Source organism: Methanosarcina barkeri str. Wiesmoor (assembly GCF_000969985.1).
In the GTDB taxonomy this organism is placed as follows: Archaea; Halobacteriota; Methanosarcinia; order Methanosarcinales; family Methanosarcinaceae; genus Methanosarcina; species Methanosarcina barkeri_B.
Genome location: NZ_CP009526.1, coordinates 4,474,795 through 4,486,503 on the forward strand (window position 1 = coordinate 4,474,795; position 11,709 = coordinate 4,486,503).

Annotated in this window: 14 protein-coding genes; 7 read left to right on the forward strand and 7 right to left on the reverse strand. The window is 40.2% G+C overall.

What is annotated here, in order from left to right; genetic code table 11:
• The first annotated feature begins 53 nt into the window (after window positions 1-53).
• The 6 genes from MSBRW_RS18415 to MSBRW_RS18440 all read left to right on the forward strand — a co-directional run bounded on the left by MSBRW_RS18415 (window position 54) and on the right by MSBRW_RS18440 (window position 4,963).
• Complete coding sequence (locus MSBRW_RS18415) at window positions 54-995, forward strand: ABC transporter permease (protein ID WP_011306293.1); 942 nt, start codon at window positions 54-56, stop codon at window positions 993-995.
• A 4-nt stretch (window positions 996-999) separates the two neighbouring features.
• Window positions 1,000-1,902: an ABC transporter permease gene (locus MSBRW_RS18420; RefSeq protein WP_011306292.1), complete on the forward strand. Its 903-nt coding sequence runs from the start codon at window positions 1,000-1,002 to the stop codon at window positions 1,900-1,902.
• The gene (locus MSBRW_RS18425) at window positions 1,899-2,840 is read left to right on the forward strand and encodes an ABC transporter ATP-binding protein (RefSeq protein ID WP_011306291.1); all 942 of its coding nucleotides are present in this window, start codon (window positions 1,899-1,901) and stop codon (window positions 2,838-2,840) included. The genes MSBRW_RS18420 and MSBRW_RS18425 overlap by 4 nt, the downstream gene beginning before the upstream one ends.
• Entirely contained in the window at window positions 2,807-3,523 is a 717-nt protein-coding gene (locus MSBRW_RS18430; RefSeq protein WP_048102673.1) for an ABC transporter ATP-binding protein, read from the forward strand. Before MSBRW_RS18425 ends, MSBRW_RS18430 begins: the two co-directional genes overlap by 34 nt.
• Window positions 3,520-4,281: a class I SAM-dependent methyltransferase gene (locus MSBRW_RS18435; RefSeq protein ID WP_011306289.1), complete on the forward strand. Its 762-nt coding sequence runs from the start codon at window positions 3,520-3,522 to the stop codon at window positions 4,279-4,281. The genes MSBRW_RS18430 and MSBRW_RS18435 overlap by 4 nt, the downstream gene beginning before the upstream one ends.
• Before the next feature lie 442 nt (window positions 4,282-4,723).
• Entirely contained in the window at window positions 4,724-4,963 is a 240-nt protein-coding gene (locus tag MSBRW_RS18440; RefSeq protein ID WP_011306288.1) for an MTH865 family protein, read from the forward strand.
• Between the two features lie 814 nt (window positions 4,964-5,777).
• Here the strand turns inward: MSBRW_RS18440 and MSBRW_RS18445 are convergent.
• The 4 genes from MSBRW_RS18445 to MSBRW_RS18460 form a co-directional block, all read right to left on the reverse strand.
• Window positions 5,778-6,182, reverse strand: coding sequence for a hypothetical protein (locus MSBRW_RS18445; protein WP_011306287.1), 405 nt, complete (start codon window positions 6,180-6,182; stop codon window positions 5,778-5,780).
• Window positions 6,183-6,801: 619 nt separating this feature from the next.
• Window positions 6,802-7,530 carry a type IV pilin domain-containing protein gene (locus MSBRW_RS18450; RefSeq protein ID WP_230669860.1) on the reverse strand — a complete coding sequence of 243 codons (729 nt, stop codon included), beginning with the start codon at window positions 7,528-7,530 and terminating at the stop codon, window positions 6,802-6,804.
• 71 nt (window positions 7,531-7,601) lie between these two features.
• The gene (locus tag MSBRW_RS18455) at window positions 7,602-8,459 is read right to left on the reverse strand and encodes a DUF5803 family protein (RefSeq protein WP_230670173.1); all 858 of its coding nucleotides are present in this window, start codon (window positions 8,457-8,459) and stop codon (window positions 7,602-7,604) included.
• Window positions 8,460-8,677: 218 nt separating this feature from the next.
• Entirely contained in the window at window positions 8,678-8,935 is a 258-nt protein-coding gene (locus tag MSBRW_RS18460) for a hypothetical protein (protein ID WP_011306284.1), read from the reverse strand.
• 162 nt (window positions 8,936-9,097) lie between these two features.
• Between MSBRW_RS18460 and MSBRW_RS18465 the strand changes: the two genes are divergently transcribed.
• On the forward strand, window positions 9,098-9,403 hold the full coding sequence (locus tag MSBRW_RS18465; protein ID WP_048103219.1) for a signal recognition particle protein Srp19: 306 nt from the start codon (window positions 9,098-9,100) through the stop codon (window positions 9,401-9,403).
• Between the two features lie 166 nt (window positions 9,404-9,569).
• On the opposite strand, the gene MSBRW_RS18470 is transcribed toward MSBRW_RS18465, so the two are convergent.
• The 3 genes from MSBRW_RS18470 to MSBRW_RS18480 form a co-directional block, all read right to left on the reverse strand.
• Window positions 9,570-9,893, reverse strand: a complete 324-nt coding sequence (locus tag MSBRW_RS18470) for a ribonuclease P protein component 4 (RefSeq protein ID WP_011306282.1) — start codon at window positions 9,891-9,893, stop codon at window positions 9,570-9,572.
• A 62-nt stretch (window positions 9,894-9,955) separates the two neighbouring features.
• On the reverse strand, window positions 9,956-10,618 hold the full coding sequence (locus MSBRW_RS18475) for an MBL fold metallo-hydrolase (protein WP_011306281.1): 663 nt from the start codon (window positions 10,616-10,618) through the stop codon (window positions 9,956-9,958).
• Window positions 10,619-10,839: 221 nt separating this feature from the next.
• A complete protein-coding gene (locus tag MSBRW_RS18480; RefSeq protein WP_011306280.1) occupies window positions 10,840-11,622 on the reverse strand; it encodes a TrmB family transcriptional regulator in 783 nt (260 codons plus the stop codon).
• Between the last annotated feature and the right edge of the window lie 87 nt (window positions 11,623-11,709).

The window sequence follows — 11,709 nt, forward strand, 5'->3', positions numbered from 1 at the left end:
AATAACGCGGAAAAGTCGGAATTCTCGTCTTCTGTCCACGTTGAGGAGGAAAAATGAAATATTTACTAAAAAGGGCAGGCTTCATGGTTCTTACACTTTTTGCGGTTTGTGCCCTGACCTTTTTCCTTATGAACATTATTCCAGGAGGTACGGCTGAGTTGATTCTAAAGCATACTCTCGTGGGCCTGGAAGATAGCGTTACCGAAGAACAGCTTAGCCAGATTTCAGGTAGATATAACCTGGATGCCCCTCTTTACCTGCAGTTTTTCAGTTGGATTAAAGAAGCGTTATTAAGAGGGGACATCGGAACCTCCTATGTTTTCAAAAAGCCAGTCCTTTATCTTCTGGCTTTACGCCTTCCAGCAACTATCCAGCTTGCAGGGTTGAGTATGGTAATTGCAATACTTGCTGGAGTAAGCCTGGGAATTTACTCAGCCCTAAGGGAAAACAAGATTTCGGATCACATTCTTAGGATTGTGACTCTCTTTGGAGTTTCAATGCCCGGTTTCTGGGTAGCCCTGCTTCTTATTCTGATATTTTCCCTTAAGCTGAAACTCGTGCCTGTGACAGGTTACGGGAGCCTGGAAAATCTGCTTTTGCCAGCTGCAGCCCTTTCTCTTCATTCCGTTGCTGCGGTTATGAGAGTTACGAGGACAAGCATGCTTGAGACCCTGGGACAGGAGTATATCAGGTTTGCAAAAGCCAAAGGGCTTCCTTTATGGAAAATCGTAAGCAGGCATGCCCTTAAAAATACCATGCTTCCTGTAATCACAGTTATTGGTTTTCAGATGGGAAGCTTGCTTGGAGGATCGGTTGTGATTGAAAAGATCTTTGCCTGGCCAGGGATCGGAAGCCTGCTTGTGGACTCTATTTCTGCCAGGGATTTGCCTGTGGTCCAGGGCTGTGTACTTGCGATCGTTACGATGTTTCTCCTTGTGCATTTCTTTGTGGATATGCTCTATACCCATCTGGACCCACGGATTAGGTACGGCTGATATTATGGACAGTGTATTTGCTAACAAATTAAGAAAAAAGAGAGTTTCACTTCCGAAAGCTTACGGAAGTCAATTTACAAAAAGAGTTTTTCAAAGAAAAGATATGCTTTTTGCACTTTCATCCCTTTTGCTTTTTGCTGGGCTTGCCATTTTTGCTCCCCTGCTTTCCCCTTACGACCCCAATGCAATTGACCTGAAGAACAAGAATCTGAGTCCTTCAGAAGAGCACATCCTGGGTACCGATTACCTCGGAAGGGATATCCTGAGCCGAATCCTTATAGGAGCCCGGACTTCCCTTTCAATTGCTTCAGGAGTAGTGCTGATTTCCCTGTTCCTGGGAACTGCTGCGGGATGTGCAGCAGGCTATTATGGAGGCTTTGTGGATGAAAGCATCTCCAGAGTTATAGATATCTTCCTTTCTTTTCCAGGGATCATCTTTGCTCTCACTATTATGGGGGCACTCGGGACCGGAGTTTTCAACCTGATGCTTGCTCTCTCTATAGCCAACTGGGCAAAGTACGCCAGGATGATGCGGGGGCAGGTCCTTTCTATCAAAAAACAGGAGTTTGTCCTTTCCGCGATAACGGGCGGAGCCGGAGATTTTTATATAATCCGCAAGCATATTGTACCCAATGCCATAGCCACTATCCTCGTGCTGGCCACAATAGATTTCGGGCACGTAATTCTCTCTATTGCTACATTAAGTTTTCTTGGAATAGGGCTGCCTGCCGATGTGCCTGAATGGGGGGCAATGCTTTCCTCAGGAAAGGAATTCATGAGGACAGCTCCTTACCAGACGATCTTTCCAGGGCTTGCCATAACCTTCATTGTGATCATTTTCAGCATTCTTGGAGACGGTATGAGGGATATCCTTGACCCAAACCACGAAGGAGGCGAAATCGATTGAGCCTGCTTGAAATAAGAGACCTTTCGGTTGATTTTCCTGCAGAGGAAAACACTGTAAAAGCAGTTTCTCATGTCTTCTTTAATATAAGAGAAGGAGAGACTTTTGGGATAATTGGGGAAAGCGGGTCAGGGAAATCTGTTATTGGTCTTTCCTTGCTGAGGCTTCTTCCGACAAATGCAATTGTCTCAGGAACAGTGTTTTTTCATGGGCAGGACCTTTTTTCTCTTAGACCTTCAGAACTCAGGAAAATTAGGGGAAAACACATTTCGCTCATGCCTCAGAATCCTGCTGGAGCCCTGAACCCTGTTCTGAAAAACCGGCTTCAAATAGAGGAGGTTTTCGAAGAAAGAGGAGTTGACAAAAAGGAAGGGATGAAAAAATCGCTGAGGCTTATGAAAAAACTTCTTTTGAGAAACCCAGAAAAACTTTGCGACCTCTATCCCCACCAGCTATCTGGAGGCATGAGGCAGAGGTTGATAGCTTGCATGTCTCTTTCTTTTGAGCCCGAACTTCTGATTGCGGATGAACCTACAAAAGGGCTGGACCCCGAGGCAAAAGAAGGAGCAGTGGAGCTTTTTACTAAAATTAAAAAAGAGTGTGGGAAGACGATGCTCCTGATCACTCATGACCTTGATCTGGCTCTTGAGGTTTGCGACCGGATAGCTGTGATGTATGCAGGAGAGATTGTGGAACTGGATGAGGCTTCGAAAGTTTTGAACGCACCCTCGCATCCCTATACAAAAGGGCTCATCAGAGCTCAGCCGAGAAACGGGCTTGTTCCCCTGAGCGGGCAGAGCCCAAGCAGGATAAGCCTTCCTGAAGGCTGCTTTTTCCATGAGAGGTGCAGGTACTCGAGTATCGAGTGCTTCAGAATACACCCTGAAATGAAAAAACATAAGGGAGGATGGATCAGGTGTCACTTCCAGTCCTTGAAGTAAACGAACTGGCAATGAGTTTTGGGACTCTAGAGGTGTTCAGGAATGTCAGTTTTTCAGTATCTCGCGGAGAAATTCTGGGACTTTTCGGAAAAAGTGGGTCCGGAAAAACCACTATTGGCAAATGTATTGTAGGGCTTGAAAGACCCACGGGAGGAGAAATCCGGGTCCAGGGAGCGGATATACTGAACATGGGAAAAAAAGAGTTCAGGAAACTGCGCCCTAAAATCCAGATGATTTTCCAACACCCTGAGACTTCTCTTGACCCCCGTATGAAAGCTTTTGAGAACCTTATAGAACCCCTGAAACTCCATTCCGGGCTAAAGCAAGATGCCCTCCTGAAACGAGGAGAGGAACTGGCAGAACTTACAGGGCTGCGACCTGAACACCTTGCTCGTTATCCGGTTCAGCTTAGCGGAGGAGAGATCCAGAGGATAGTGCTTGCAAGGATCATGGCTTTATCTCCTGATTTTATCGTTGCTGACGAGCCGACTTCTATGCTTGATGTTTCAGTGCAAGCACAGATTCTGCGCCTTATGCAGAAGCTTCAGAGAGAGACAGGCGTTTCCTACCTGCTGATCTCGCATGACCTTGAGGTGTTAAGGAAGGTCTGCCACAGGATTGCCTATCTCGATAATGGAACCATTACCTCAATTGAAAATATAAAGAGAGGCATTAAAGTATGACCATCCATGAAAACCAGATCAAACAGACAATTGCCCGCATATGGGACGTTTCGTCCGAGACCTATGACAGCTATGAAGGGCATGGGATTAAGAGTGAAGTTGAAAGAGAAGCCTGGAAAAACGTGTTTAAAAACCTGCTTCCTCCAGGCAGGCTGAAGGTGCTTGACGTAGGCTGCGGGACCTGCGAAATTGGGCTGCTGTTTGCTGAAATGGGACATCATGTTACGGGCCTTGACCTTTCAAAAAAAATGCTTGCAAAAGCCAGGGACAAAGCTTCCAGAAGAGGGTTTGACAGTGTTTTCAAAAAAGGGGATGCCGAGGCTCCTCCTTTTAAGGCTGGGTCATTTGATGTAGTTGTCAACCGCCATCTCCTCTGGACCCTTCCTCACCCTGATACTGCGGTCCAAAACTGGAAAAAAGTGCTTGTGGGAGGAGGAAAGCTTATTGTTATTGATGGCATCTGGAATGACGGTTCAATCGAAACAAACGCAAGGAGGTTTGTAAGCGATTTCCTCACTTTGCTTGTTGAAAGAAGGAATCCCAGAAAAGGACATTACTCTAGAGAGGTAGACAGTGAACTTCCAAATAAGCAAGGAGTCCCTCCTGAAAAAATGCTTGAATACTTCAGGGCTGCGGGATTCAAAAATATAAAAGATATCGACCTGAAAGATATCATGGATCTTCAGAGAGAGAACATGCCGTTCAGGAAACGGATAGCTTATGACTACAAATATCATTTAATCTACGGAGAAAAGTGAACCTGAAGGAATGTGAAAGTGAACTGCCACTAAGCTAAAGACTTAGCAGCTTCCTAATTCATAGATGACCATCGCACCTCCAAAGGCTTAAATTTCAGCTAAGCCGTCCGTACTGAGTATCTCTTTTGTTCATTTCGGCTTTACGTAGTTACAAGCTAGAGTCGAAGGTTTTTCTATGACCTACTGAGCCTGAGGGCAGACTCTTGGAAAAAGATTGCATGGTTTACGCATACCCTAATCTAATATTAAATTATCCGAGGGTCTATATGAAGTAAAGAATACTGAAAAGAATAGAGAAGAAGTTGGCGCTTATATCCCCTGAGTTAAGGACACAGGGGTTTTACGCGTATTCATATAAAAAGAATACAGGATAATAGGTAAGAGTCGATATGCATAGGCTATTTAAATCGAGAAACAAAGAGACCAGTGTAGGAGGCAATAGATGGGCATAAAGGAAGAAGTTTACGAACAGATCATTGAAATTCTTAAAGATGCAAAATTCCCCATAAACACAATGGATGAGTTGATTGATTCCTTGCCTGAAGGGCTTGACACCACAGGCAGAATTGGTGATGTTGAAGTTACTGCAAGAGAGGCAGAAAACCTGATTACTGAAAAGGATTTTCCGTTGAAAGACGCAAAATATGTGGCAGATCTACTGATTGAAAGAGCCGGACTCTAACTTGACTTTCTCAGATCTGAATAGGCAAATAGAGATACTGAGAACAAATTCTATAGAAAAAAGCTTGCGTTTTCCAAATCCAAAACGAACGGTATCCTAACATTGATTCCAAAGTATGTATAAAATGAATTTTTTGAAAACCACTGAAAGCACGGAAGACACGGAAATAAGTAGTAAAGGCGTGGTTCTTCCGTGTTTTCCGTGGTTGTAATATCCAGATTGAATCACTCTGCAACTGGCTATATTTTCCATGTTACAGAATTCCATATGACTTTAAAATAATATTTACTTTATAAGCTGTAATTGTTTTCTTATTATGTATTTATTTGAGAATCGAAGCACTAGAAAATACAATTCCAGTAATATGTGCGTAGCAGAATATGGTGGAAAAGTGTGAATATATTTATAATAAAGGAGCTTATATTTAGACAGGAATTACGCACCTGAACTGAGAAATCAATAGTATGAAGCATTGAACTGCCTGAATATAAATATCCTTGATAGATCAATGCATGCTTTTATTTGTCCCTCAAGCGCGTAAATCCTGTAAGGAAATTACCTGGCAGTGTCGCAAGTTTGCTGTAAATTCAAATTAAGTTTTTGTACGCTATGGATGAAATTTATCTGCACGTATAAAATCTTCTATCCAGCAACTTCTAGAAACTTATGATTTTACAGAAAATTGGCACACTGTCTTTTATAGCCACCTTTTATATTTTTATTTTATAGCTAGTTTTCACTTTATTTTATAGCTAGTTTTCACTTTATTTTATAGCTAGTTTTCACTTTATTTTATAGCTAGTTTTCACCGCTTTTATTTCTTATATTTTTGTTCCAGAACCTTGTAGTTCTTTAAACAGTTATTGTATTTTGTTTCCCATGTTTTATATTTGTTTAGACATTTGTTATATTTGGTTAAAAAGTTATTATAATTCTTGAGCCAGTTCTGATACTCTTTGTCAGTTTTATTTTTTGTGCTCAATTTCTTCTTCTGTGCTTCCCACATCTGTTTTTCTTTTTCACACTGAGCCTTCTCTTTCAATATTAATATTTTTTCTTTTTCCAATTTAGCCTTTTCTGTATCTAACTTTGCCTTCTCTACTTTATATGTATCATTTGACCCTGCACTTACTGATGCAACTGTCAATGACATTACAAAAAAGACCAGTGTAAACATACACATGAGCTTTTTTATTCCGTCAAGTGTTTGTTTTCCCATAGTACTATCCTACTTTTGTTTTTAATTTAATAAATTAATATACTTTAGTATAATATATAATAGGTTTTAGTAAGGTTTTTTAATATATTTTAATTCGTTTTTAATATATTTTAATTTATTTTTAATATATTTTGATACAATTTTGTTTCATATCTATAAGGAACTCATGCATATGAGGTTCAAAATAAAGCGCAAATAAATCTGTCAGATATACTTTGGTATAAATGATAGAAAATTCCTGCTACTGTTTTCTCAGTTCAATAGCATAAGTCCCATTGTTTTATTGTCTTCTAATTTTCCTGCCAACCATTAACGGTTGACATGCCTTGAATTAGCTGGAAAAAATATATACATACTTACATGCGTAGAGAAATTATAAAAATTAGATTTATAAAAAAAGCTTTATAGGGCATATAATTTGAAATATAACCTTTAATGTGAGGATTAATCCATACTGGAAGCCTTAAAATTCATATAATTTTAAAAAACAGAGAATTTACCGAGAATAAGTATCTTTCAACTACCAGTATCATTTGATCTGCGGAAAAACAATTCGGCAATGGAAATTACTTAAAATTAATAAGAAATCTTCTAAAAGAGAAGAGTCTTCTCTTTAATTTTAGCCTTCATAATGCTTTACTATAGCTCTCTGTTCAGCAATGACATTGCTGCTTTTTGTGTCAATAACCTTAAGGGTAATTTCAGAGCCTGCTTTAAAGCCGTAATTATCGGAGGTGTCACTGTCCCCATCCACACTAACTTTTACGCTGGATTTTGTAGCCCCTTCTGCACTATCCTGTCCACAGAGAACAAGTCTTTCCCCTACATTCCATGAGTTGTCTTCAAGAGTGGCTTTGTTTTTATCAGCATAGTATTTGTTGTTCTTTCCTCTGGGACTCAAATCCAAGTAGAGAAGGGAAATATTTCCTGTAAGAAAATCCTGTCCAAACACAGGCCTGTAGGAATTTCCATACCCGAATATCTTTATCGAGATAGAATCTAAGGGCAGGGAATCACCTCCCTCGTGTACAAGCACAATCTTATTTTCTTGAAAACGGGCTCTCTTTTTATCCTCTTTCTCATCCTCATCATAATTATTAGGCGAAAGTCCTCCCTCGCACGATTCAACTAAAATCCTTGCCATCAGCGGTTGAGTGCTTTTGCCTTCATTGGCAATATTGGAAAAACTGATAGCAGCCACGCCTGCAAGTGCGACCAGAACAATCAACATAAGAAGAGAACCTATAATAGGAGTTACGGCATCAGATACTGTTTCTGATGAAAATAATTGTTTATTCCGGATTTTTCCCCAGATTTTCATCAATAAGAAAATACAACAAACTGCCATAAATAATTTATTAACTTCAAAAAAAGAGTTACTATTCATGAATAAAATCTGGAGGGAAAATATTTCCCAGATTATTTTCTTTTTCGCTGTTTCCTCTCATATTCTTTTTCTAGATCGAGAATTCCTCTAACAGCCTCAAGTTCCTTTTTACTTCTGGCATAATGTAAAAGTACAAGTCCAACTCCACAGAGCAGGGCTATAATTGCGGCTGAGAATAGCAGGGGTGCTGACTGGGTATAGTATTTCACCTGAATAGTTTCTTCCCGTTCTCCCATCTTCGAGGAAATCCACAGGAGAGTTTGCCTTCCTTTTTCATCATAGGTTACACTCGAAGGTTCAGGCCTTGCTATCCCAAATACCCTGTTGCCCGTAACATATCCTTCTGGAAGTATCACGCGGATGAATTCGGAATCGGGTTTAACAAATGTAAAACTCCGATCTCCAGAAGACCTTAGCGTATACGCGATAAAACCTGTAACAGGTTCCTTGAACTCCAGATTTATAACTTTTATACCCTGGGTGACTTCCTGGGTTAGAGTATAATTAATAGCCGAAGTTTCATTTTTGCTGAAAAGTTCTTGAAATGTTTGCGGGTCCGCTACGGTCTGGTTTGCCGGGACCACAAGCTGTACAAAATCTTGAATAGGACTCTCCTCTACACCACCATCCAGTGTGTCGGGAGGATAAATCTCAAGCTTGCTGGTATTTACTACCATATTGACAACTTGTATTTTTGTATCGTTTTCCATCATGTAGTAGGTAGTGGTATTTGCAAGAGTCTGATTGCTCGACTCATTCTGAAAAATATCAAATTCATAGCTAGAGATATTACCAGGCTTATCTATGACAATTTCCTTTTTTTGCTCCATACAACCCGATAAAAAGACCACCATCAGGGCAAGGAGCATAAACACGATTTTTGTTCTCATTTTCACAGACAAATTCCCCCTTGAGCTCAAAGCGGTCTCTTTTCAGTCGGCGGCAATTTTCCTCGCTTTCGAGGAAAAGCCTGTACAGGGTATGGAACAGGTTAACATTACCATATGCTCTCTCTTCTTAATAAACAACACGGATAGACATCTCTACGAAGTATGACATAAAGATCACTTTATTATATAAAAGTAGTCGGCCCGGCAGGTAACAAAATTCAGATATTGAACTCTCCGGAAGAATTCAGGAACCTTTCTACCATAGGCCAGTCAACTTTCTTTATATACTTTGCTTGAAGCTTGGAAACATAAAGAATATTGCTACCAATAAGGATTTTAAGGTCTGATGGCTTGGACTCGGCTGTACCGATTGGAAGAAGCACAGGACCCCTAGGAGAGGTGCAGAGCCTGAAATCCTGCCCACTCTTTCTTATATAAGCTCTTACCTTTTCATCAATTGTAAAAGACGGAATCATATTAACACCATGCAGAACTTGTCCAGGAAAGATAAATAATTACAGGTTATAGATTCAATATAATATAAATTTTCATAAACAGGAAAAAGTCCTGGTCTGTAGAGGTCTCCGGGGCAGTTTTAAATTTCATGAAAGCAATTTAGGACAAAGATAACCATGATGATGAGAGATAGGGGAAAACTTGTAATCTGGCCGGTATATCTCGACCAGACAAAGTCAAGGAGCAGCGGCAGAATAATTTCCCGGAAAAATGCTATAAAGGAACCGCAGCTTAATGAGATAAAAGAAGCAGCCCGACAACTTGGCCTGAATCCCGAAGTAGAGCCTCATAAAGCATATCCCAAGTCCTGGTGGGAAGTAAGCGGGAGAGTGCTCGTGGATGATAATGGTCCGAAAACCGTTATTGCAAAACAGATAGCTTTAGCCATAAAGAAGATGCGCGGGCCGGAGAGCTCTGCTAAAGCTTAAATTTTATATTGCTTCTTAATAGAGAACGTTAGTAGAGAAACGTTAATCAAGAAACGTTAACAGAGAAAAAAGGATTTTGCAAAATCCTGAGAAGTCAAAAAAGCCCCAGATACCTGAGAATCCTTTTATCTGGGCTTTCAGAAACTTAAATAAGCTCAGCTAACCTTTATTTTAACTTTTTATACGGATACCTCATCTCTTTTCCGCAGCGCTGGCAAGAAACAACGATATATCCGTCCTTTAACCTGTAACGGGCGTTATTCCCGGGTACGAGAAAAGCATAGCAATGTTTGCAAATTCTGTTTTTAATTTCTCTCGGAATACTCATACGGTTTCTCATAGAAATGTTTCTGATAAGCTGCACGTAACGCTCGCTACGGTCAGGGTGTTCTGCATATTCGCTTTTTGCAAGCTCAAAAAGCCGCCACATTCGCTGGATTGCAATTGCCTGTATCAGGTTTTTCTGCTGTTTTCTTGCTATTCTAGACATGGGTAGATTGATCCTGCATTTTTGTCTCAGACCTTGATTTTAAGCTTCTTTAAAAATCAAAATCAGGAATCAAGAATAATCACATTAATATCTGGGTTTTTGCCGTGTACAAGAGCTTTAAACTTTTCGGGATCTCCACCTGTTATGTCTGGCTTTCCGTAGTGCATCGGAATTACATCTTTTGGGGAAATTGCTGCGGCTGCACTTGCTGCTTCCTCTTCATCCATTGTATACGTACCCCCTATAGGCAAAAGGGCGACATCGACCCTGATATTTTTCATTTCAGGAATAAAATCGCAGTCTCCGGCATGATAGATCCGGATTCCTCCAAGTTCTACTATATACCCCACTCCCAATCCATGGGGATGATAGGGTTTATCGAGGTTATAAGCCGGAACTACTTCAATTCTGGTTCCCTTTATTTCAAGCCCGTCGGCCAGCACATCTCCCTCAGCAACCCGCCTTGCGTCCCCTTTGAATTGCAGGGATAAACTTTCAGGTATCAGAGTGGTTGAGTCCGACCGCCGAACCTTTCGGATATCATCAGGGCTGCAGTGGTCAAAGTGCTCATGAGTAATCAACAGGATATCAGCTTTATCTTCAAAAGCTGGCTCTTCGCTGAGGTCGTAGGGGTCAATATAAATTTTCTTTTCATCCCCTTCAAGTAAAAAGCCAGAGTGACCCAACCACTGAATTGTAACATTTCCAATCTTTACTCGGTTCATTTCATACACCTGTGGACTTCCGTAACTGAGTTTAATGAGAAAGAGAAAGATTATTTCACGATTATATTTATAGAAGGATTGTTTTCTGATTATATTAATAGTGCCCAAAAGAGTTTATTCTATTTTCAAAGAGAAAAATAACCTTTAAAAAGCTAGCAAATTCCTGCTTTATGTTAGTATTCACAGAAGCATTAAGAGATATTGAGAAAATTAGGGAATTCTTACTGATTGCTGGTTACTGCCTTATTTGACAAAACCTGGTTCAAGCACTTCTCATAGATCAGTTTCTGCATATAAGAGACAATCGGCAGTTTGATTATCACTGCTTCTCTTTTGTTTCCTGCGCTGTGAACCCCTATTGATTCCTTTCCATCGGCAATCAGAAAAAATTCTTCTTTATACTGGATGCCATCAATTACAATGTTATTCATGAAATCCGTAAACTCTTGATTAGTTTCTTTGAACTCAAAAGGAAGTGAACTGAAACTATCCAGTTCATCAACGATAAGAATTAGATTACAAGTTTTTTCTAGTTTTTTAATTTCCTGCTTAAATTCCTTGAGTAACTCAGGGCTGGACGAAAAAATAATTAATTCGTCTTTTACTCCGGCCATGATTTCACGTATCCGGTTCTTTATTCCCCAATCACTCTGGATGTACCATATAGGAGAAGTTTTTGGAAGTTCATAACTCAATTCATTGAGCTGGCCAAGTGTCTCGAGTGCACAGTTTAGGAATTCGTTTTTTATCTCTCCGATTACCTTCTTAGGATCAACTGCTCGGAAATACGTTGGAGATCCCTGTCTCACTTCCAGATAGCCTTTTTTCGCAAGTACTTTAAGGATTTCATATATTTTGGCTCTTGGCACATTTGTAAGTTCATGAATTTCGCGGGCTGTAGCCTCTCTCAAACTAACGAGCCCAATATATGCTTTTGCTTCATTTTCGGTTAGCCCTAGTTTTTCAAGATTATGAATTAACTGAGGATTAGTTTGTAATACCATCTGTTACCCCTAATGTAACAATAAATTTAAATCTTTTCTGTCTGTATACGTCAAAAGATCTAAGTCACTGAATATTTGCCTCAAAAT

Excerpts from the sequence above, each read along its gene's own strand:
- MSBRW_RS18470 (WP_011306282.1), bottom strand. The coding sequence starts at position 9,893 with ATGTCTAGAATAGCAAGAAAACAGCAGAAAAACCTGATACAGGCAATT.
- MSBRW_RS18450 (WP_230669860.1), bottom strand. The coding sequence starts at position 7,530 with ATGGCAGTTTGTTGTATTTTCTTATTGATGAAAATCTGGGGAAAAATC.
- MSBRW_RS18480 (WP_011306280.1), bottom strand. The coding sequence starts at position 11,622 with ATGGTATTACAAACTAATCCTCAGTTAATTCATAATCTTGAAAAACTA.
- MSBRW_RS18440 (WP_011306288.1), top strand. The coding sequence starts at position 4,724 with ATGGGCATAAAGGAAGAAGTTTACGAACAGATCATTGAAATTCTTAAA.
- MSBRW_RS18415 (WP_011306293.1), top strand. The coding sequence starts at position 54 with ATGAAATATTTACTAAAAAGGGCAGGCTTCATGGTTCTTACACTTTTT.
- MSBRW_RS18460 (WP_011306284.1), bottom strand. The coding sequence starts at position 8,935 with ATGATTCCGTCTTTTACAATTGATGAAAAGGTAAGAGCTTATATAAGA.
- MSBRW_RS18430 (WP_048102673.1), top strand. The coding sequence starts at position 2,807 with ATGGATCAGGTGTCACTTCCAGTCCTTGAAGTAAACGAACTGGCAATG.
- MSBRW_RS18465 (WP_048103219.1), top strand. The coding sequence starts at position 9,098 with ATGAGAGATAGGGGAAAACTTGTAATCTGGCCGGTATATCTCGACCAG.
- MSBRW_RS18455 (WP_230670173.1), bottom strand. The coding sequence starts at position 8,459 with ATGAGAACAAAAATCGTGTTTATGCTCCTTGCCCTGATGGTGGTCTTT.
- MSBRW_RS18445 (WP_011306287.1), bottom strand. The coding sequence starts at position 6,182 with ATGGGAAAACAAACACTTGACGGAATAAAAAAGCTCATGTGTATGTTT.
- MSBRW_RS18420 (WP_011306292.1), top strand. The coding sequence starts at position 1,000 with ATGGACAGTGTATTTGCTAACAAATTAAGAAAAAAGAGAGTTTCACTT.
- MSBRW_RS18435 (WP_011306289.1), top strand. The coding sequence starts at position 3,520 with ATGACCATCCATGAAAACCAGATCAAACAGACAATTGCCCGCATATGG.
- MSBRW_RS18475 (WP_011306281.1), bottom strand. The coding sequence starts at position 10,618 with ATGAACCGAGTAAAGATTGGAAATGTTACAATTCAGTGGTTGGGTCAC.